At 54.3% G+C, this 21,822-nt stretch carries 17 protein-coding genes; 5 read left to right on the top strand and 12 right to left on the bottom strand.

Features of this window, described 5'->3' with window-relative positions; genetic code table 11:
• Nucleotides 1-71 precede the first annotated feature (71 nt).
• Entirely contained in the window at nt 72-1,757 is a 1,686-nt protein-coding gene (locus tag GKZ67_RS06080; protein ID WP_173241573.1) for a hypothetical protein, read from the top strand.
• 27 nt (nt 1,758-1,784) lie between these two features.
• Here GKZ67_RS06080 and GKZ67_RS06075 read toward each other — a convergent pair whose 3' ends face one another.
• From GKZ67_RS06075 to GKZ67_RS06060, 4 genes are all read right to left on the bottom strand, one after another.
• Complete coding sequence (locus GKZ67_RS06075; RefSeq protein WP_173241572.1) at nt 1,785-4,226, bottom strand: bifunctional YncE family protein/alkaline phosphatase family protein; 2,442 nt, start codon at nt 4,224-4,226, stop codon at nt 1,785-1,787.
• A 192-nt stretch (nt 4,227-4,418) separates the two neighbouring features.
• A complete protein-coding gene (locus GKZ67_RS06070; protein WP_173241571.1) occupies nt 4,419-5,597 on the bottom strand; it encodes a porin in 1,179 nt (392 codons plus the stop codon).
• Nucleotides 5,598-5,603: 6 nt separating this feature from the next.
• A complete protein-coding gene (locus GKZ67_RS06065) occupies nt 5,604-7,586 on the bottom strand; it encodes a KUP/HAK/KT family potassium transporter (protein ID WP_173241570.1) in 1,983 nt (660 codons plus the stop codon).
• 297 nt (nt 7,587-7,883) lie between these two features.
• Nucleotides 7,884-9,350, bottom strand: a complete 1,467-nt coding sequence (locus GKZ67_RS06060) for an outer membrane beta-barrel protein (protein ID WP_173241569.1) — start codon at nt 9,348-9,350, stop codon at nt 7,884-7,886.
• A 602-nt stretch (nt 9,351-9,952) separates the two neighbouring features.
• Here GKZ67_RS06060 and GKZ67_RS06055 point away from each other — a divergent pair.
• Nucleotides 9,953-11,254, top strand: a complete 1,302-nt coding sequence (locus GKZ67_RS06055; protein ID WP_173241568.1) for a tyrosine-type recombinase/integrase — start codon at nt 9,953-9,955, stop codon at nt 11,252-11,254.
• 73 nt (nt 11,255-11,327) lie between these two features.
• On the opposite strand, the gene GKZ67_RS06050 is transcribed toward GKZ67_RS06055, so the two are convergent.
• The 5 genes from GKZ67_RS06050 to GKZ67_RS25025 all read right to left on the bottom strand — a co-directional run bounded on the left by GKZ67_RS06050 (nt 11,328) and on the right by GKZ67_RS25025 (nt 14,974).
• On the bottom strand, nt 11,328-11,636 hold the full coding sequence (locus GKZ67_RS06050) for a hypothetical protein (protein WP_173241567.1): 309 nt from the start codon (nt 11,634-11,636) through the stop codon (nt 11,328-11,330).
• A gap of 26 nt (nt 11,637-11,662) precedes the next feature.
• Complete coding sequence (locus GKZ67_RS06045) at nt 11,663-12,046, bottom strand: very short patch repair endonuclease (protein WP_254245214.1); 384 nt, start codon at nt 12,044-12,046, stop codon at nt 11,663-11,665.
• 25 nt (nt 12,047-12,071) lie between these two features.
• Nucleotides 12,072-13,001, bottom strand: coding sequence for a DUF4928 family protein (locus GKZ67_RS06040; protein ID WP_173241566.1), 930 nt, complete (start codon nt 12,999-13,001; stop codon nt 12,072-12,074).
• 1 nt (nt 13,002) lies between these two features.
• Nucleotides 13,003-14,190 (bottom strand): DNA cytosine methyltransferase, encoded by a 1,188-nt coding sequence (locus GKZ67_RS06035; protein ID WP_173241565.1) that lies wholly within the window; start codon nt 14,188-14,190, stop codon nt 13,003-13,005.
• 565 nt (nt 14,191-14,755) lie between these two features.
• Nucleotides 14,756-14,974, bottom strand: a complete 219-nt coding sequence (locus GKZ67_RS25025; protein WP_217278699.1) for a helix-turn-helix domain-containing protein — start codon at nt 14,972-14,974, stop codon at nt 14,756-14,758.
• 264 nt (nt 14,975-15,238) lie between these two features.
• Here GKZ67_RS25025 and GKZ67_RS06025 point away from each other — a divergent pair, with 264 nt between their 5' ends.
• Nucleotides 15,239-15,907, top strand: coding sequence for a hypothetical protein (locus GKZ67_RS06025; protein ID WP_173241564.1), 669 nt, complete (start codon nt 15,239-15,241; stop codon nt 15,905-15,907).
• A gap of 77 nt (nt 15,908-15,984) precedes the next feature.
• On the top strand, nt 15,985-16,776 hold the full coding sequence (locus GKZ67_RS06020) for a hypothetical protein (protein WP_173241563.1): 792 nt from the start codon (nt 15,985-15,987) through the stop codon (nt 16,774-16,776).
• A 93-nt stretch (nt 16,777-16,869) separates the two neighbouring features.
• Here GKZ67_RS06020 and GKZ67_RS06015 read toward each other — a convergent pair whose 3' ends face one another.
• Together GKZ67_RS06015 and GKZ67_RS06010 are read right to left on the bottom strand one after the other, a co-directional pair.
• Nucleotides 16,870-17,667 (bottom strand): hypothetical protein, encoded by a 798-nt coding sequence (locus GKZ67_RS06015; RefSeq protein WP_173241562.1) that lies wholly within the window; start codon nt 17,665-17,667, stop codon nt 16,870-16,872.
• Nucleotides 17,668-18,491: 824 nt separating this feature from the next.
• Nucleotides 18,492-18,923 carry a helix-turn-helix domain-containing protein gene (locus GKZ67_RS06010; protein ID WP_173241561.1) on the bottom strand — a complete coding sequence of 144 codons (432 nt, stop codon included), beginning with the start codon at nt 18,921-18,923 and terminating at the stop codon, nt 18,492-18,494.
• A 329-nt stretch (nt 18,924-19,252) separates the two neighbouring features.
• On the opposite strand from GKZ67_RS06010, the gene GKZ67_RS06005 reads away from it, so the two are divergent.
• Entirely contained in the window at nt 19,253-21,163 is a 1,911-nt protein-coding gene (locus tag GKZ67_RS06005; protein WP_173241560.1) for an ABC-F family ATP-binding cassette domain-containing protein, read from the top strand.
• A gap of 205 nt (nt 21,164-21,368) precedes the next feature.
• Here the strand turns inward: GKZ67_RS06005 and GKZ67_RS06000 are convergent, their stop codons facing one another.
• Complete coding sequence (locus GKZ67_RS06000) at nt 21,369-21,713, bottom strand: hypothetical protein (protein ID WP_173241559.1); 345 nt, start codon at nt 21,711-21,713, stop codon at nt 21,369-21,371.
• Between the last annotated feature and the right edge of the window lie 109 nt (nt 21,714-21,822).

Here is a 21,822-nt window from a genome sequence, read left to right as displayed (position 1 = left end):
CCAGCCCCCATCCTTCCCCACCGCTGTTTCGGCAGCATCCGCTGCGGCTCGGCTACCTGGCGCTGCGCCGGGTGGGCGGCAGCTTTGGGCCGGCAGCCGCCCCGATTGGTCGGCTGGCCACCGCCGATATCAGCGCCCGCGACCTGCTCTTTACCTCGGCCGGGGCGGCCGATACGCAGCGTCTGGCGTTTGCTGCTGCCTGGCAGGCAATGCTGCACGGGCCGGCCGGCCAGCTAGGCGGGCACAGGATTACCGCGCAGCTGATTCATTTTTCGAGCGATAAGCACCTCTTTCAACTTGATTCGCTGTGCATTGCGCCGCCCGCGCCCGGCCAGGGCAAGCCGGGCGCAGTGCGGGTGGCTTTTAGCCTGCCGCGCTTGCAGGTGCTGGGCCTGCAGGCGGCTCACTGGCAGCACCTGCGCCGATTCCGGGCCGACTCGGCGCGGCTGAGCAATCCCAGCCTGACGTTTCGGCCGCCGGCCCAGGCCCCGCCGCCGCTCTGGAAGCTGCTGGCGCCGCTGTTTCGGCAGGCCGACCTCCGGCAGCTTGCCATAGCCAACGGCTACCTGGCCGTGGCCGGCGTGAAGGAGGGCCCGGCCGTGCGGCACGTTTTCGCCCTGGGCCGTAGCATCCGCGTCGATTCGGCTGCCGAGCAGGATGGGTCACGGCGTGTGCTGTACGCCCGCGGCTGGACGGGCCGCACCGGACGCATAACAGCCGTGTTTATGGCCCCGCTCTACCCGGCCAGCATCGGGCATCTATTTTTGAATACCGAGCACCAGGCCCTGCGGCTGACCGATTTAGCCGTGCGCCCCACCCTCACCCCGGCCCAGCTTAATATACGCAGCGGCTACCAGCTTACGCAGCTCACAGCCCACATTGCGGAGCTGAACGGGCAGGGCGTCGATTTTTACCAGCTCTCCGACAACAGCCACCTGCGCGTGGCGCGGGTAGTTGCCGAGCGCCCTTACCTGAAGCTGAGCAGCGACGGGCGCGGGCCGATAAACTCGCAACCTTCTATTCTGACGCCCGAGGCGATGCGAAAGCTACACGCGCACCTTGATGTGCGACGGCTGGACCTGCGCAATGGTACTATCGCGGCTTCTTATCGCAGTCCGCGTACGCCGCTGATAGGCACTTGCACTATAAATCGCCTGAACGCGACGCTGCGCAACGTCAGCAACGACCCACGCCACATGACCATGGCGCAGCCGCTTACAGGCTCGGCTACGGCCTACATTGAAAACCGCTGCCGGGCGCAGGTGCAGCTTACTACGTCGCTGCTCGACCCGCAGGGCCGCCAGCATCTGTGGGGCAGCTTTGGGCCGGCAGCGCTGGCTATCCTCAACCCCATTATGAAGCCCACGCGGCTGATTGAGTTCAAAAGCGGTGATGTGCAGCGCATTACCTTCGACGAGCACCTCGACCGCCAGCACATCACGGGCCAGATGCGGGCAACGTACAGCGGCCTAAAATTTGAGTTTCTGGGCTACAAGCAAGGTGAAGTAAAAAAGACGCTGCTGGGCCGCGTCAAGAGCGGCGTGGTCAACGGTCTGGTTATCCGCGACCAGAACCCGCGCCCCGACGGGCGCTTCGTGGTAGGCCAGCTGACCTCGCGGCGCGAATTGCAGTTTTCAGTGTTCACGGCCTGGCGGCAGGGCTTGCTCAGCGGCTTGCTCAACAGCGCTGGCGTGCCCACCAAGCTGGCACAGAAATACAGCGAGTCGTCGGACAAAGGGCCGCTGCCGGCGCACTAGCAACACCCCTTTCCTGGTCCCCGGGCTTTACTCATCGTCATCCTTGCGCTTGGGGGTGAGTTGCAGAAAAGCGCCGCGCCGGGGCGCGGGCATGGCCGACTGCTCGCCTTTCACCGACTTCCAGACTACTTCATTGAGGTCGAGGTCGGGTACGGCATCTTCGTGCGCAAAATCAAATTTGGCCGACCGCTCGGCGCTGCGGTTCCAGGCAGTGTTGCGGGTATCGAGGGACACCTGGGCAGCTTTGGCCTGGTAAGGAGTCGCGTTGGGCGCAGCCTGGAAGAGGCCGAATAGCGGGCGGGCCGCCGCGTCGTACTGGCTCATGGGCGGCAGGCCCAGCAGCAGCTCGATAGTGCGCATCACGCCGGCCGTGGTGTAGAGCGTGTGGTCTACGGCCTGGCGGCGCACGTAGGGGCCGATGACCAGAGCCGGCGAGCGGTGGGCGTCGATGTGGTCGGGGCCGTTCTGGGCATCATCCTCCAGTACAAAAATGACCGACTCGCCCCAGATACGGCTGTGGGCAATGTGCTCCACGAGCTGCCCCAGCGCCAGGTCGTTGTCGGCTACGGCCGAAACCGGGCTGACCTTGCCCAGCCGCTGCCCGCTGGTGTGGTCGTTGCTGAGCCGGATAGTGCTGAGCTGCGGCACCTTGCCCACGGCCAGCAGCGAGTCGAAGTCCTGTGCCCAGATGCGCACCCGCTCCACGTCTTTTACATCCAGGTCAAAGCCCGGCGACCTGGGGCAAACGTGCCCGCGCAGCGACTTAAGGGGCGTTTTGCCCAGTTCCGCAAACTCGCCGTAGGTGCGGTAGCTGAGGCCTGCGCGCTGGCAGTAGTCCCAGATGAAGCCGTCGCGCGGGTAGGCAATTTTGCGGGTACCCTCGAAGTCGTAGGTGCCCCCGCGCCCGCCGTAGCTGATGGGCCACGACTTCTCCACGTAGTCGGTGGCGTAGGCGGCGGTGCTCCAGTTGTGGCCATCGGCGCTCACCTCGGCATTCACGTAAAAGTTGTCGAGCAGCACAAAGTCGCGGGCCAGGGCGTGGTGGTTGGGCGTCACTTTGCGCGGAAAAATGCAAAGCGAGGAGTCACCCTCGCCTTCGCGCACATCGCCAAAAATCTGGTCGTAAGTCCGGTTTTCTTTGATGATGTAGAAGACGTGCTTGATGGGCGACTTCTCGCCCGCCCGGCGCGGCACGGGGTTGCCGGCCTCGCCGAGCGCCAGCTTTTCACGCTCCTTGGTGAAGGGCGTATTGGCGTACACCTGCTGCGAATAGCTTTTCAGCCGCGCCGCGTCGGGCACCGGAATAAAGGAGAGCGTGCCAATAAACAGGCTGCCGATGTACTGCACCGGCCCATCGGCCAGGCCGTTGCCGAGGTGGTGGCCGCTGCTGTCGGTTTTCTTCACCGGCTGCGGGCCGCCGGGGTTGGCCTGGCTAGAAAAGCCTTTGCCATTGGCTACCAATAGCTTGCTGCCCAGCGTACGCACGCAGGTAGGGTACCAGCCAGTCGGGATAAAGCCCCTGGCCGCGCTGTGACCGGGATGGCTCACGTCGAATACGGCCAGGCAGTTATTATCCGCATTGGCGATATATAACGTTTTCTCATCCGCGGCCAGGGCCAGGCCGTTGGTGGTAGAGCCGGTGAGGCGCGTGGGGTAGAGCGCAGTGGCGATGGTTTCGAGCACCTTCCAGCTCTTCACATCAACCACCGAAACGGAGTTATCGTTGGCATTGGCCACGAATAGGTAGCGCCCGTTGCGGCTCTGAATCAACTCATTGGGGTGGCTGCCAGTGGCCAGCGTAGCCCGGATGCGGCCGGTGGCGCGGTCGTAGGCCAGCAGCTTGTCGCCGCCCCACAGCGTAGCATAAACCGTCTTATTATCTGCCGATAGCAGGCAGCCATAGGCCTCGTAGCCCAGCTTTACGCGCCGCAGGGTGCGCCCGGTTTTCAGGTCGAGCACGTAGAGCGTGCTGTCTTCCTTCGTAACGGTGTAGAGGCGCTGCCCGGCGGCGTCTACGGCAATGCCGGCAGGGCTGATTTTGGCCTTGGGCCAGGCCGGGCCGAGGCGCAGCGTATCGGGCGCGCCGAGCTTGCGGCCAGCCGTAGGATAAGCCAGAATAATATTGTCGTTGCCGCCCGAGGCGTAGAGGCGGTCGCCCTTCGCGCTGAATGCCAAGCCATACCAAGCCTTTCCAATGGGGCGCTCATCGAGCAGCTTTTCAGTGACCGGGTCAACGAGCTGGAGCTTTTGCTTGCCCTGGCCGTTGTTCGTAACGGCCAGCATCTTGCCGCCCGGGGCCAGCTGCATATTCAGCGGCAGGTCGCCGAGGGACAGCGCGGTACCAGCCGGCGTGAGCGACCAGCCATTGGGCAGCAGTATTTTCCGGGCCTGGGGGTCATTGGTGGGCCGCTGAGCCTGGGCCACGCCCGTGAGCAAGGCCAGAGCAGCAAGGAAGAGCACGCGCTTCATAGCAGGAAGGTAAAATTGGCAATGCGCAAAGGTCTGCCCGCCAGGTGACTTCCGGGTTAAGCCATTGTTAAGTGAGCCGGCCGCCGGCCAGCATCGTCCGGCACAAAGCAGACTACAGAAGGTAATGCAAAATATTTAACATATATTATTTTTTAATATTAAAAAGCCTGAAAGCGTAACTGCCATTAGTTCTCAAAATGTGAGTCCGAGCATAGTTGTGGCGGCCGCATCGGTGCGGCGGGCTACTTTGTCTTTGATATAGACCTCGTTGCGGTCTACAAATTCTTTGACTTCGGCCCGCAGGATGACACGGGGCACGGGCAGATAATCGAAGCCCAGCGAGTAGCCCGTGGTGTGCAGGCCGCCCACCCGCGTGGGGGCCAGCACCCCGCTCGGGTCATGGTAGTATTCGACGCGGCCCACCAGGCCGGCGCGCTCCCAGAGGCGGCGGCGTACGATAAGCACCCCGCCCTGCCAGGCGTCGTAGCCGCCCTTGCCATCGAGCTTTTCCTGCCAGCCCGTGTCGTAGGCGGCGGCAATTTTCCACTTTTTGGAAGGGTCGTAGGTGAGGTAAAAATCGTGAAAATAGCGCAGGCGTATGCCCAGCGAGTCGGGCACATTGCGGCCCTCTCCTACAAAAGTGCTGGAGTTGAAGAGTAGCTTGGCACTGGGCCGAAACTGGATTTGGGTGCCCACAGCCTCATTCTGGTTGTGGTCGCGGATAACCTGCCAGCCGTTGACGGCCAGCACCGAAAACAGCCACTTCTTGCCCTTGTCATAGGTGAGCTTGGCCCCGGTCTCGTAGTAGGGGCAGTTATCGGCCATGATGGAGCGCGTCAGGGTGAGGTTATCGCGCGAGTTGGGGCCTTCCAGGCCAATGTGCGAGAGGAAGATACCTGCATCGAGCCACAGGCTTTTAGCCACGCGCACGCCGCCCCAGGCTTCGTAGATATTTTTGAATACGCCCGGCTCGGCGGCGTAGTTGGCATCGGGGTACGTGCCGGTCTGGATGGCAAACGTGCCGCGCACCCGGTCGCTGGTGTAGCGCGCGCCAAGCAGCGCCAGGTTCACGGCAATCTGGTTGTGCAGGTTTTCGGAGTAAATAAAGCCGGGCCGCTGCAAGCTCGCCGGGTTGTTGAAATCATAGCCGTAGTACACGCCCACGTAGCCAAAAAACTCGGGCTTGGGGTCGGCCTTGGCCGTGTCGGCTGCGGCGGCAGCAGTGGGCGCAGCCGCGGTGGCCGTGGGCGCGGCGGGCGGCGCCGTGGTGGTAGTACTGGTAGGCGCCGGCGGAACCGTTTGGGCCAGGCCGGGCAGCAGGAAAGCCGTGCTGAGCAGCGCGGTGGCAAAAACTCGGATAGAAACGGGCATAGGCGCTTATTCGCGGGTGAGGTGTAATTCGGGGCGCTCGGGGATAAGCAGCGGAATATTTTCGATGGTGAGCGAGGAGTTATCCAGCCCAAAGCTTTCCTGCTGGCTGGCTCCCAGCCAGCGCAGCACGCCAGCCAGCCGGGCCACCAGCCGCTGCCAGCTGGTCAGCGACTGCGCGTAGGGCAAGGTGCGGTTCAGAATAACGAACTGGAAATCGCCCACCACGTCCTGGTCGCGCAGCGAGTTGTAGCGCGAGGTGATGTCGACCTCCTTGCTCTGGACCAAATCCGTGACCACCTGCCGGAACATATAGTTAATAGCGTGGTCGACCCGGAAGCCCAGGTGAAACTCAATACGCACCAGGTCGTCGGGCAAGATAGTGTCGACGTGGTAAGTCTTCGTATAAGGCTCATCAGTCGTTACGATGTGGATAAGATAGTACACATCGGCCCGCTTGGGGCTTTTCTGAAAAATGCTGTGCGTAATGCCGCGCTCAATCTGGTTCGGGTCTACCGAATCGGTGAGGTACACGAGGTGAGTGGCAAACTTGGGCACCGACTCATCCCGGCTCAGCTCCTTAAGCAGGGGCAGCCAGTCGGCCAGCGGCACGTATTTGACAAAAGCCTCGCGCAGGCGCTGGCCCTGAATCCAGCTTACCATCACGGCCAGCAGCACCAGGCTCATGAGTACGCTCACGTAGCCGCCTTCGGGAAATTTGCGCAGGTTGGCAATCAGAAACGAGCCTTCGACGGTGAAATACACCAGCAGCAGCAAGCCAATCCAGACCGGGCTAACCCGGCGCAGGTACAAAAAGAAGGCCAGCAGCACCGTGGTCATAAGCATGGTAAAGGTGATGGCCAGGCCGTAAGCCGCTTCCATATTCGAGCTTTCGCGGAAGTGCAGCACCACGCCCACGCAGCCCGCGCACAGCAGCCAGTTGAGCGAGGGCACGTAGGCCTGGCCGCGCAATTCAGTGGGGTACGAAACCTTTACCTTAGGCCAGAAATTGAGCCGTAGCGCCTCAATGATAAGCGTGTACGAGCCCGAAATGAGCGCCTGCGAGGCAATGATGGTAGCCAGCGTGCACAGCCCGATGGCCGGCAGCAGGCCCCAGGCCGGTATCATGGCAAAGAAGGGGTTGCTGTCGCCGAGCGGCTTGCCCATATGCTGGAGCAGCCACGCGCCCTGCCCCAGGTAGTTGAGCACCAGGCATATTTTTACAAACGTCCACGACACGTAGATATTCGGCCGGCCCACGTGGCCCATGTCGGCATACAGCGCCTCGGCCCCGGTGCTGCACAGGAAAATAGAACCCAGCAGCCAGAAGCCACCCGGAATAGTGGCCAGCATGTGCAGGGCGTAGTACGGATTGAAGGCCCGCAAAATGCTCAAATCGTGCAGCATAAACTGCACACCCAGCACGGCTATCATACTGAAGAACAAGAGCATGACCGGCCCGAATAGCTTACCGATTATGGCTGTGCCGAACTGCTGAATGGCAAACAGCCCCACCAGGATAGCCAGCACAATAGGCACCGTATGCAGGTGCGGACGCAGAATCCGCAGCCCCTCAATGGCCGACGATACCGAGATGGGCGGCGTGATGACCCCATCGGCGAGCAGCGCCGCCGCCCCCACGATGGCCGGCAGGTAGAGGTACTTGAAATTGAGCCGTTGCAGCAGGGCATAGAGCGACAAAATGCCGCCCTCACCGTTGTTGTCGGCCCGCATGGCAATGAGCACGTACTTGATGGTCGTGAGTAAGGTAAGCGTCCAGATAATGGCCGATACGGTGCCGAGCACCACGTCTTCGGTCACGGGCCGGCCCTCAAACACGCCCCGCACGGTGTAGAGCGGCGAGGTACCAATGTCGCCGTACACAATGCCGAGGGCGATAAGCGTACCGGCCGCTGAGGCCCCGGCTTTTAACGCCTGGTGACCACCGGGCTCGTCAACGGCCGGCAGAGTAGAAGGAGGAGAAGTTTGCATAGCCAGGCTGCTAGAGTAGTTCGTCAGCGGATGTCCGGCACTTGCCGGCCGAGCTTCCTACGGCCGTTGCTGGCGGAGGTTGACGGCAGAATAGCAACCATCAGTCTGCCGGAACGAACAACCCGGCTCTAACCTGAGGCGCACTGGCCGGCTTAGCTACAGTTCATAACTTGTTCATTTCTGAGCAAAGGCTTGCAAAAAGCTTAAAAAAAATAAGCTTCTTATATATTAGAAAAAGTCGATGCCTTACCTCTGGCTCCGGGTGCGGCAGCTTACTATCCAGTTACTATCCCACCGCTACAGGCGAAAGTTGACGGCGAAGATGAGCCGGTTCTCGTAGTCGCGCAGGTCGGGCACGTAATGGGCCGGCAGGGGCTGGTCGGCATAGCCGCTGGGCGAGGTGGTGCCGCCCGGCCCGGCGAAATAGGGCACGTTGGCCGAGCGGTGCAGGTACTCCACCCGAAAGGTGACGTAGTCGCTCGGCATCACATCGAACGTAGCGGTTGCCTCTTTGGCCGTGAGCTTGCTGGCATCGGTATCGGTGAAGCCGACCACCGACGGGTTGAAGCTGAGGTAGCGCGAGGGATTCTTCACAAAGCCCACGCGGGTAGTCAGGGCCAGCTTATTCTTGGCAAACCAGATGCGGTTGGCCAGCGACGAGCCCACCATGTAGTTGTCGGCCCGCTTTACCTCATTGCCGGCGGCATCGGTACCGCTCTGGAAGCCGTAGTGCGTATTCAGACTAAACGCGGCCTGGGTAATGCCGCGCAGCGGGCCCTTCTTGTCTTTGTGGTAATAGCGCGCCACAATGGAGTTGTCGTGGTGAAAGCGCTGGATATTGGGGTAGGCCGCCCGGCCCACCGCGAGGCTGTCGGGGCCGGGGCGCGAATCATTGCCGTAGTAAAAATTAGCCACCAGCTGGATATTTTCACTGGGCCGGTAGTAGTTCGAGTTGCCCAGCGCCGGGCGGTTATTAAGCGTGTTATAGGTCTGCCAGCCATTCATCAGCCACAGCTCGGTCTTGAAGTTTTTGGCCGGATAAAACTGCGCCCGCGCCCCCTGAAAGTAGAAGGGCGTAAAATCGCAGACCAGCGAGCGCTGGTAGCTCCAGTTTTCCTGGGTCACGTAGCTTTCCAGGCCGATGTAGCTCATGAAAATACCCAGCTCCAGGTTCAGGCCGTAGGCTACGTTGAAGTGGTAGCCGGCCGCCGCCTCGCGGATGTACTTGAGGTTATTGGTGGTGATGCCGGTGCCCACGTTCACGCCGTTGGCCCCGATGGTCGAGCCCGTGTTGCGCCCGCGCAGCACCGAGGCGTCGGTTTCCTGCACCAAGTTCAGCATCGAGCCGGTTTGCAGCCACAGCCGGCCGATAATATTCTTGTAATTGCTCTCGATACCGATGCTGGCCAGCGCCAGCGAAAACTCCTGGGTGCGGCCCGTCACGGCCGAAATCGTCTGGGTATGGTCGAGCGGATTGGCGAAGTTGTAGTTGTAGTAGCCATCCAGAAAAGTGGTGGCCGTGAGCACGGTTTCGCCCGCCTGGTCCTTAAACTGGAGCGGAAAATTCTGCTGGCGGTTCTGGCCATTGACCCAACTCAGGTCCATGCCGGCGAAGGGCACTTTGGCGGTAGCCGTGTCAGTTTTAGTGGGTACCCCTGCCTGAAGGGTAGCCGGGCGGCGGGCAGCAGGTTCGGCAGTCTGAGCCAGGGCTGCCTTACTGGCAAATAGGCCGACCAGGAGGCAGCAGGCAAAGCGGTTATTCATCGGGTGCTGGAATAGTGTAGTGCCCCTATTGCCAATTCCAGCCCTTAATTAAATAATCACTAAATTTTTCCCTATAAAATACTGATTAACAGTATTTTAAATTTATTGGCTACAATACACTTGCTGAAACAGTATTTTTAGTCGGGTCATTTTGACCCGGCCAATGTTCAGAATAGCTTGCTTTAAACTCCGGCACTAATCCCGAACCCGCCGAAATTCTTTCGGCTTCCCACGAGTTTTAAGCAAGTCACCCGGCCGGCGAACTTCATGCTGGCTGCCCGGATAGACCGGGCCGGGCCGTACCTTTGCACCGCCACTGGTATGGAGCGGGCTAGCCGTTTAGCCTACTCTTCCACCGCGTCTTGCTCGCTTACAGTGGCCGCAACCGGCCCCGCCATGATTTCCATTTCAAATCACAGACGTCAAAATACCTTATCACTCTGGAATACAAAAACGATACTCAGTCATCAGTAAGGCTATTTTTATCTTCAGAAGACTGACACAATAGTACAGAAAAATACAAAACAGACTGACTGATGACTGACTAAATTCAGATGAATTGCGTATAAGGTGAACATGTCTAGCACCCCAAAACCGCGCTAATGTCACTTAAAGTCATCACTCGAAACCTAGACAGCAAAGGATTCGAAAACGTATATGTACAGTATGCTCACAATGGGACAAGTAAACGCTTTCCTGTTGGTGAAAATGGCTTAAAAGTCCAGCGTGGTGGCATGGAGGATGGGCGACTTGTAAAGTGCGCAGGGGCAGCCTGGAAAGAGCATAACGCAAGCATCGTTGATGGAAACGAGGCGATTGATACCACGAAGTCCCAACTCACACGCATAATCCGCCGCTACTCGGAGGATAACGGAACGGTACCCACCCCCGAAGTATTAGAAGAACTGTGGAAGGCCCCTAAAAATGCCAAAGGTTCGCCGGGGGCGAAAGTCACTTTCTGGCAGCTATTCAAGGATTACGAGGCCGTACTGAAAGCAAAAGTCAAGAAAGGCACTGACGGACATAAAGATGGCTACAACACGGCACGAGGCTTAAAACCGCTAGGTACCCTACTACTAGAGTTTGAGAGAGCCCACGGAATAAAATTGACGCTTGCCAGCTTCGATTTTGCGCTCATGACCCGGTTCAACGACTTCATGCTTGAACAAGGCCACCTCAACAGTACGACTAAAACCCGCATAGCAAGGCTCAAGGCATTGCTCAATTACTTCGTGCAGATGGGTGTAAGTAAGCATGTTGCGTTTCGAGAGTACAAGCGAGATAAAACCCATAAAGACGCACCTAAGAATCAACGAATAGTAGCTCTAAATGAGCAAGAATTAGCTGAGTGGCTCGCCCTAGAACTTGACTGCAAGCATTTGCGGTACGCCCGAGCCTTGTTCTCGCTAGCTTGCGCTACAGGTTTGCGCTTTTCGGATGTTACCCGCGTTGGCCCTCACTGCATTAATAACGACGCCATCCAAATTGTCACGCGGAAGACAGGGGACACGCTCACAATACCTTTGAATTGGCTGAGTCGCAAGGTACTAGCAGAATACCCGGACGGAATGCGAGCGACGGACCTAGGTAAGTACAACGCTCGCCTTGTGGCACTGGGCGAAATGTGCCCTTCCCTACATAATGCTTTCACTCGCACGGCTTTCAGTGGAAATGCTCGTGTAGTTGACGAAAGTAAAAATCGTAAGTACCAGTACCTTAGTAGCCACGTAGGGCGCAAGACGTTTGTTACCCGGTGCCTTATGGATGGAATTCCAGAATTTAAGATTCGTAGGTGGACAGGCCACAAAAATTTGGAAAGTTTCGCCCGCTACGTAGATAATGAAATCGGGGAGGCCGATATAATGAGCCGTTTCAAATATGTAGAATTACCAAAAATTTCGTAAACGCTTGCCCTACAATATTTTAGGGGGTACCCCACGGGGCGGGGTCGCGGATACACGGCCCCGGAGGGGTACCCTATATTGTTACTATGAGCACCGGGCCGCAGATAACGGTGTCATCATCTTCTACGCTATAAGTATAGCCCGTTGCTTTTGCCAATGCGAGCATACCTAGCTCATTGGGCTCGCCCTCGTGGTCAGCAATAGTATAGGCGACAAATCCGGGACCGCATGCCTGCACGTCGATAAGGTGAGGAGGACAGCCAAGCTCCTCGACCACTCGGCTAGTAACGCGAGCAAAGCCGGTGGGTGTGCTGGGTAATTCAAACCCATCAGGCGAAATATCACGCGGCGGCTGGCCTGGAGCATAAAAAATAACTTTCATAGCGCTTACAACGACAACAAATAACTTCACTGCAACACTGCGCTAGCCTTCACTCTATCCACAAGCTCAGCGAGTTTAGCAGGAGTCCTAATATCGCATTCCCAAATGGTAATATGCTGCCAACCCAAATTTTGGATAGCCTCTTTTGCCTCAGCGTCCCGAGCAACGTTTCTGTCAAACTTACCCTGCCAATATAGGACGTTACTACTAGGAAAAGTAGCGCGTTTACAGTCGGGGTGGCGGTGCCAAAAGCATCCGTGCACAAAGATGGCTATTCGCCGAGAAGGCAAAATGATATCAGGTGAGCCCGGAAGTTGTTTGGCGTTTAACCTATATCGAAGCCCAGCGGCAAAAAGCGCCCTTCGAACTGCCAATTCTGGGGTTGTGTCTTTGGATTTGACGCGAGCCATAACCTCTGACCGTGTCATGGCTTTCTCACCGCCCAGCGGCAACTTCGATTTTGAGGCTAGGGTCCGTTTCAAAACGGTCAATGATTGAGTTGTATCGCTCTATTAGTTCCTCAATTCGGCTATGGCGGCCTGTCCGGTCGAAAAGTCCTCTTTCGTGGATGTTCGCCACAATGAACTGTATGAAGTCAATCACTTCAACACGTTCTTCAATTCCTAGTTCGTTCGCCAAGTCGCTCGCTAGCCCAACCCCGTTGTCAATTGTAACAATCAGGGGCTTACGGTTCGCAGCTAGGTTCTCGCGGCATTTTATGAGCAAGGCTTCGGATGGCCGGGTTGTCACGTGTATGCTGACGTCGCCAATATCGAAGTCCCCAGTTCTGCCGTGCTCTTGGTCATTATTACTAGAACTATTATGAGTTATGGTACCGGCTCCCATAACCATATCTAGTTTAGCCCCAACCAAGTGCTGCATTATAGTGCCCAGATACTTAACCCCGGTGACAAGTCGTTGTCGCTTGACTGCCTGCTCCGTCACATCACGGATGATAGTTTTGATGCTCTGTGAAGCATCAAGACTCAACGTAAAGGGAGTGGCGTCGAAATAGTCCTGTATCTTACCTATCCAGAACTGTTCCACCTCGTCCCAATCAATCGGAGCAAAGCTGCCATAGTCATTGAGAAACTCAACGTAGGCACGCATATTATCAATGCTTCCTCGGCTTGTTCTACCTCCTTCGCTCGACAAAGGGCGGTCGATTCCATAACCAAGCAAAATCTTCTTGAGATTCGGCCCGCCGAGTCCTTTTACTTGGCCGCCTCGGTCGGCTAGAAAGTCGTTGGGGTTGATGGGTACTTCTGCGCCCTGAAAGGCTCTGCTTAATTGCAAGGCAACGCTTAAAGGGCCTTTCGTGTTAAATCTACTTTCTTGGTAGAACCGTTCTAGTGCTTCTCTCATGTTAGTTGGCCATTACAGCTAGTTCAGCCGGGTTTACTTGAGCAACTTGCTCGTTTGCGGCTAGTATGGGCTCGAACAGATTGGCGGCCAGATGTCGCACTACGGGTACTGCTACACCGTCCCCAGCGAGATGGTAAGCATCATTGTAATTTGCTGGCAAGATGTAGTTATCGTCTAGGCCCATAAGCCGTGCCCCCTCTCTAGGCGATAGCAACCTTGATTCGGTGTGGTTTCCTTCAACGATAAGGATTACCTGCCGGGAAGACCCGCCAGAAGGCGTACGCAAACAGCCTGAGATATCGTCAAAGCGCACCTCGGCACGTTGCACCCTGGCACCCTGACCATCTGGCCTCATACGCCGATAGATACCTCCTACCATCCTTTGCCCTGTTTGACGAGCCTGGGCAACTTTCGCTAGATTGACTTGACTCATCATAGCCAATAGGTTCTGTGTTTCCTGCTGGCTGTGCAAGTTTACTCCTTGAGGGTTTTCTTCGATTATATCAATAAAGTTCTCCGGCCGTTGCGGAGGCGCTGGCAAGTTCCACCAAATCCATTGCTCACGCACTCCTGGGGCAAGCCGATTATAGGCGCTTACAATTGATGTAGGATGCCAAGCGGTATTATGGGCCGTATCGCGTAACGCTTGAGGTATGGCTATGTCCTGACGAACCCCAATAATAAACAGTCTTTTGCGCGATTGAGGAACGAACAACTGAGCATCTATGACAAGCGGCCCAAAGCGGTAGCCAAGGCCCGCAAATGCCCCGGCAATTGCAGAGAAGTCCCTGCCCTCATGCGAAGTAATCGCCCCTACTACATTTTCAAATATTACCAGTTTGGGGGCTCGGTTCTCTTGGGCTAACTGGTGCATTAGCGCGATGTATCGCCAAAAAGTGCCCGAGCGTGTCATTACCTCAGCATCGGGCAACCCTAGCCCACCACCGTTACCCGCCAACGATAAGTCCTGGCAGGGCGAGGATGCCCATGCAAGGTCAGCAGCCCCTGGCAGGTCTTGCGTTGTCACATTGGCAATATCGCCAACAAGCAAGTCGTCAGCCCCCCAGTTAGCCGCATAAGTTGCGCCCTTCATTTCATCGAAATCATTGGCGAAAAGGCATTGCCAACCTGGCCCGAGACCAGCGCGAGCCATACCGCCACCGGCAAAAAATTCATAGAACGCAGGCATAACCTCAATAACTTTAAATGCTAATAAATGAGAATACTTTCAGCACTCGCACCATGTAAAACTAAACACTTTAGTGCGGTTTAAGTCAATCCGGCAGTGTGCTGCACACAACAAGAACCCATAACCTTCAATAATGCAAGCCATTGGTTTGTTCGTGCCCCAATTTTTGGATTCCCCTTTTACAAGCACCCGCCGTCACAGCAGTAAGTACCTACACATCTGCCCTTGCAGACGACTTACCCCACACAGCTCGTAGAAGAGCACCCTTGGATAAATAGAACATTTCGACTGTGGACAACTGCGGCATCGTATCCCTGACCATACTTATTAGGATTAGGTCAGGGATACGATGAGCCTGCGGAAGCATATCGATTCGCCCCCATCCGTTCGGGGCCACTTTTCTTTTCAAGTCTGACCAAGCGTTCAGCTTGCGTTCTCGCTACTTGGAAGACATATGTCAATTGAGCACTGTCATAGATGTTGCCATAAGCAACAAATCAGCCCGAGATAGTTTGACGGTGAAGTTGGCTCCCTGCCTCCCCTTCCCACCATAGGGACTAACCATCTACAGCTTTATCAGCTCGTGAACAGGCATTTCTAGGGCCTCTGCTAGCGAAAACAATAGGTCTAGCCCTGTAGATGTAGTACCCTTTTCAATTCGTTGAACTGCTGGCTTAGAGATGTTAGCGATATCGGCTAGGGCCTGCTGACTAAGGTTGCGTTCATCACGCAACCTACGCAGGCGCAGACCGAAGGCAACTAAACCAGCTTTGTTGCGAATCACGCTGCAAGCTGGAAAAGTAAAACAGCACCTTTAGCATACGATTGGATGCCAAATCACACCGCGCTCCATATATTTACCGAGTAAAAAGTCCTCGCTTGCTGCTCTGGTACCAGCCATATAGTTAAGAATTTATTTGTGCTGGCGGAGCAATAGCAGGAACATCTTTGCAAAAGTCACGAGGTCGGGAGCAGCCTAACGAGTCGATTTTGACCCTTAAATGCTTCAAGCTACCACGACTACTTCATAATTCCTTTCTGTTTAACCATGTACCAAAAGTTTAATTTTCTAGTATTGATACTTGTTCTTTTATCTATTCAACAAACCAAGGCGCAGCACGTCTATAAAAGCGGGCTATTTTCTTATAGCATTAATATACCTAAAGGCTATAGAATACGCAGAGCCAATGAATCACTTGACGAGAACAGAAAGCGTACTACCAGCCTAGTAGCAAGCGATAGTGTAGTTAATTTGAATAATTCGACTTATAATGTTACCGACTGGAATCAAGTTATTGTATCAGCAGAATCCTTAGCAATGTTTCCTCGAATGCCTACAATCGATGAGCTTAATGAATCTTCAGTAAAAGATTTAGCTAGCTCGGTGGCAGAGGGCGAAATTGTAAATGAATCTAAAAAGGTTATAGACTTGAACGGACTGAAGGCGCTGGATATACGATGCAAAACAATAGCAGAGGAAGGGAAAATAAGCAATGAGTATTGTATTATAATGCTAATTCAAAACAAAAATGTTTTTCGTATAATAGCAACAGAGCGCTCGCATGTCCCAGCCTCGAAGGCAGAGCGTTCAGGGAACATGGAGCAGGGCATAGAGTGTGTCCACTCTTTCGCTTTCCTTGCTAAGAAAAACTCCCCTACCCTGCCTAAGTCTAGTTCTAAGCAAGTTCTGCGAAGTAAACAGATTAGGATTAGGTAACAATAATTACATGGCAAGTTCAAATCGCCCTTAAGTTCGAATATTATCTAATTGACAAAATAATAACCATACAGCCTGTGCGAAAAATCCTTTACGCTGTACTTGCGCTTATTTTCCTTTATGCGATGGTCAAGGATTTATACACCGGCCGCTCCCCGGAAGCGCTCGCCCACAGAGCCTGTGATTGTTGGTCAGAGCTTAAGTTGATATCCAATACTACCGCAAGGGCGAATAAGGCAGATGAATGCTACCGAGTAACTCAGCAAGCGCAGTCCGACCTTCGGGATATGGGCATTAGCAAGGATTGGAATGACCAGCAAGTGAAGCAGGCAGAAGCCGAATTTGATGCTGTTTACAGCAACTGTACTGGTGATACTGGCAGTCCGGTTTCCTCGTCGGACTCTCAGCCATTACCCGAAGTAGCACACGCGGTGGATACCTCACCTAACGCTGTAGAGACCACTTCGCCCCCGGTTGAGTCTTATTCTGCTCCGCTTCCTCCCCACGAAGACGAGCCTCAAGCAAGCCACACAACGCACGCATTTTCCGACATATTTCCTGAAATAGAACGGGCCAGGATATTTAACGTGTCGATGAATACTACCCAAGCTACCGCTCAATTGGTGCTTCACAGCGACAGTTCTATTGTTGGCGTTATGGTTTATAATGCCAACAGTGTTGACCATTCGGAGCACCGCATAACAGGGCACTACAATTCGGATGGAACAATTTCACTCAATGAGTACACTAGTAGTGAAACTGAAAAAGAGTTGGTTTGCAAACTTGCTCGGAAAGGTGACTGCTTCGAGGGAGACGGTAAAAACCTAATGAATGACGTAGTATCCGTTAGTGTTTGCTTACGCGAATAACGTAGCTATTTCATTCAAGCATAAATTCTAGCACGATAGCCCTATCGTACCCCTGCCCATACTTATTAGGATTAGGTCAGGGGTACGATGAGCCTACCGGAACATCTCTATCCGGGCCTTACGCTCCGGTGTTGGCGCTCCTTGATAATCGAGCGCATACAGCATGAATAGCGCTTTCCATGACCATTCATCTGGCGCTCTCACTTCTTGGCTTATATGTACTAGCTGAGCCCAATCCTGTGCATTGCCACGAGCAACAAACCGTAAAACCGCATTTTTAGCTTCGGCTCGGTTTCGCCAATCGGATGTGTCATCTTGAATGCATTGGGGCCGCCTGACTAGTGACTCGTTAGAGAAATCGGCAAATTCCAGAAGTGTTACGGTTTCGCTCTTGCGGTTACGGTTAGCATCGTAGTAGTATTTGCCTAGTACTCGGAACGTGAACGTATCGCCCACAGCAACGCGGAAGATGTTACCTAGCGCCTGTATATCGTTCAGGTCTGTTATGCTCACAAGGAACTTGCTTAGGTAACGGCTACTCAACCGAACTTCGACCCGCTCCACGAGCTGGCTTAAATCGAACCCATTTTGGGCGTAGTAAGCCGATATGTAGTCTTTGCCCCGGACAGTGATTTCCGGGCTTTTCGGATAGAAAACCACTTGCTTACCACTACCCTTATTTCCCTTTAGGCTATTGCCAAAAATATATTCCGACCCGTTTAAAAGGCTGCATTTTTGCTGGTGACGCAAGGGGCCGTACTTCGCATTTGGATTCATGGCAATGAACGTGGAATGCCGATACAAATCGGACATCGTACGTAATAGCGGCGCGTCCAATTGAAAATCGGATGCTATTTCCAAATAGCTGATGCCCTTTGCAATCAGAGGCAAATTTTCCTGTATTTGGCACCAGTAATTCGCCCAGCCAGGCGCTGTATAAAATACTTCATTTGCGAAGCTTAGACGAATACTTTCGCTTTGCCCATTTTGTCGGCAATCGGTGCTTAAGGTAGCAACATGCCCCCATCAATCCAGATAGCCCAGCTATGCATGTAATACTTTTCAAGCTTGGCAACATACCGCAGTTCAATAGCAGGAGTTACAGCGTAGGTGTTTCCGGCTAGCGGATAGTTTAGGGTAATGTATTTATGATTAAAGGGAATTGCAGACCCGCTAACGAGTTGTAACGTTAGGCGGTCGATAGTGAGAATTGTTTTCAATTTGTGGTAATCGCAAAGGCCGGGAACATGTGAGGAGTTTCCGGCTCATCGGTTATTCAGCCTTTTTAAGGGGCTGCGAAGCCGTGTAAGCTTCTAGGTAAGCGCGGACTATGCTTGATAGTGTTTCATCGCCCTGGTGGGCGATTTGATATGCCCTACTGAGCAAGTGAGCTGGGATGCGGATATGCAAGCGACGATTATTTAATTTCACGGTGTAGGATTTCCCGTAAATAGTGGGCACGAGCAGACGTGCACCCATTTTTGTATCGGCGGCAACTCCAATCCCACGAAATGATGTATTCGCTACGCTTGTGGGCCTCCAATCTGGCCGCTATGACCTATCCCTTGGTTAATCGCCCCGCGTAGAGCATTGCGTTTACTGTCTAGGCTACTTCTGAAGCCATATTTACCGCGTGCTATGGCAGTGTTAAACACTCTATAACGGGCATAATAGTACATTAAAGTACCATTTACCTGTATTAGGGGAGGGTGCAATTATCCTAGAACATCGGTTGCCCGGACACGCAGTAATGGACGCTTATTGGTGTTAGCGTTGATGTTAGTAGCAGGCAGTTCTTTGCTTGCTATCATGCTGTATACCTTTTGTTTATTTACGCCGAGTTGCTCGGCCACTTGCTTTACTGACAACAGTATTTCACCTTGTGGCCCAGTAGCTTTTCGTATCGCCTCTTGGTGGTGTTTAGTACTATCCTCCTCCCGACGCTGCCAATCGGCATCTATTACAAAACCCGCTACAGTCACACTAATGCAGCTAAAAGCATCTGCTAGCTGCTGTAGCTGCTGCCGAGCTACGGCAAAACTGAGCGTTGTGTAATAATGCGCCAGGATGGGAGCCAATTCCTGGGGCTGAATCTTTCCGAGTACGTGTAATGTTTCACGGATGCGCTGTTGGTGGATATCTGTCATGTAGATGAGCCTGCTTGGGCCTTTACTTGCGTTGGTGGGTAGTTTCGAACTGCGGGGTATACACTTGGGGAACGCATTTGTGACCTCCCCCACGATGTTTTTTTGAGCCTGCGCTAACTGGTGCTCGCGGCTAAATATACCCGTATGGGTAATGCGACGAAAACAAATCCACTTTGAACCGCAAAGCGATAAGGACGGGCTGGAGTAGTAAGCAGTACCTTTGTGGCATGAATGCCTAGTGCCGAAAACCTACGTTATAGGCCCTAAATTGACTGAATACTGACTGACCAGGGCGAAAAGCCCTCCTATTGGCTGTAAACGCCTATAAAATGATTTCCATTTCCGACCTCGACTTCCATTTTGGCTCGCGCACCCTCTACGATGGGGCCAGCCTGCACATCAAACCCAAGGATAAAATTGGCCTGGTAGGCCTGAACGGCACCGGCAAATCGACCTTGCTGCGCCTGCTCGTGGGCGAGTACAAGCCCGACGGTGGCTCCATCTCCATGAGCAAAGACGTAAGCCTGGGCTTCCTGAACCAGGACTTGCTGAGCTACGACTCGCACGAGTCTATCCTGGTGGTGGCCATGCAGGCCTTTGCCGAGGCGCTCGAATTGCAGAAGAAAATCGACGAGATTCTGCTCAAGTTTGAAACCGACTATACCGATGACCTGGTCGATAAGCTCGCCAACCTGCAGGAGCGCTTTGAAGCGCTGGGTGGCTACACCATGCAGTCGAAGGCCGAAGAGATTCTCGAAGGCCTGGGTTTCTCGACCGATGACTTGCAGAAGCCGCTCAAGACCTTTTCGGGCGGCTGGCGCATGCGCGTGATGCTGGCCAAAATTCTGCTGCAACAGCCTTCCCTCCTACTGCTCGACGAGCCCACCAACCACCTGGACTTGCCGAGTATCAAGTGGATTGAGAACTACCTGGCGGGCTACGAGGGCGCGGTAATTATTGTGAGCCACGACCGCGAATTCCTAGACGGCACCACTAATACCACCGTGGAGGTGAGCGGCGGCAAGCTGCACCCCTACGCCGGCAACTACTCGTTCTACCAGGAAGAGAAGGTGTTGCGCACCGAGATTCAGCAGGGCGCCTACGACAACCAGCAGGCGGCCATCAAGCAGGCCGAGCGCTTTATCGAGCGCTTTAAGGCCAGCGCCAGCAAGGCCAAGCAGGCCCAGAGCCGCGTGAAGGCGCTCGACAAGCTGGAGCGCATCGAGGCGGTGGCGCCCGACGCGGCCAAGGTAAACTTCAAGTTCACCTTCACGCAGCAGCCCGGCCGCCACATCCTGCGCATGGAGCACGTAGGCAAAAGCTACGGCGACAAGCTCATCTTCCGCGATACGCACGTGCACATCGAGCGGGGCGATAAAATCGCGCTCATCGGGGCCAACGGCAAAGGCAAATCGACGCTGATGCGCCTCGTGGCCGGCGCCGAAACGCCCTCCGCGGGCAAGCACCAGCTGGGCCACAACGTCATTATGGCCTTCTACGCCCAGCACCAGCTCGAAAGCCTGACCATCGACAACGAGATTATTCAGGAAATGAACGAGGCGGGCTCGAAGCGCAACGAGATGGAATTGCGCGGCGTGCTGGGCTCGTTCCTGTTCACGGGCGATGATGTATATAAGAAAATCAAGGTATTGAGCGGCGGCGAGAAAAGCCGCGTGGCGCTGGCCAAAACCCTGATTTCGGAAGCCAACTTCCTGCTGCTCGACGAACCGACCAACCACCTGGATATGCAGTCGGTCAACATCCTGATTCAGGCGTTGGAGCAGTACGAGGGCACGTTTATCGTCATCAGCCACGACCGCTACTTTGTGGAGAACGTGGCCACTAAAATCTGGTACATCGAGGATTTCCAGCTCAAGGAATACCCCGGCACCTACCACGAGTACGAGCAGTGGCAGGACGAGCGCGAGAAAGCCGCCAAAAAAGCCGGCCTCCCCAGCCCCTCGGCCGCCAAGCCCGCCCCCAAGCCGGAGCCTAAAGCCGACCCTACTCCCGCCAAAACGCCCTCGCCCGACCAAAAGAAAGCCCTGCGCGAAATAGCCGAGGTAGAAGCCAGCATCGACAAGCTGGAAAAGGAGCTGGCCATTTACGAAAAGCAATTGGCCGACCCTAAAATCTACCAGAATGCTTCGCAGCTAAAAGATACCACCCTCAAATTTGAGCAAACCAAAAAGGAATTGGCGCGCCAGAACGACCGTTGGGAAATGCTGGCTGAGATGTAATTTGAAAGCCAGGTAAATTGAAAGCCTTTCCAGAAGCAATTGCTTTTGGAAAGGCTTTTTTATCGTCTACAATTTCTGGCCTGCCAATGTAACGGCATTCATCTATTACTGGCTTAATTTTATTGCTATAGTGCAATAGTATTCTTCTAATAATCTATTGCTACTCATCATATTGGCAAATCGCTGTTGCCAGAAGTTTAGTCTATCAGTTTGAACTTGCCTTTACTTGTGAATGCTGTCTACAGCCAAAAAATAAGGAAGCTATATATAACAATAAAAACATTGCCGTTGGAACGATGAAAGCCAAATAATTAAAAAGTTCTATAGGTACTGCGGTCATTCGCCTAACGAGAGGTGAAGCCAATAAAAAGAAGCATATAAAGTCTAGTGCCAACACTTTTGATGTTCTTATTTTATTGCGATTAATACAGGTAATTACTAAGCCAGCAACAGCTAAAAAAGCAAAAAATTGGTCGATATTTCCAAAGTCAAATAAGGTAAACGCCAGCCAACTAAAAAATGGCAGAGCAATCATTTGACCCATCAGCATAATTAGGAGATAAAATAATACTGCAACTGTTATATAGACCTTTTGCTGCGTCAACATCTACTATTCGTTGCTAATACTTTAATAGTCCCATTTTTAGATGAGATAAAAT

This window comes from Hymenobacter sp. BRD67 (genome assembly GCF_013256425.1).
Lineage (GTDB): Bacteria > Bacteroidota > Bacteroidia > Cytophagales > Hymenobacteraceae > Hymenobacter.
This window is presented reverse-complemented; position numbering and strand designations above follow the sequence as displayed.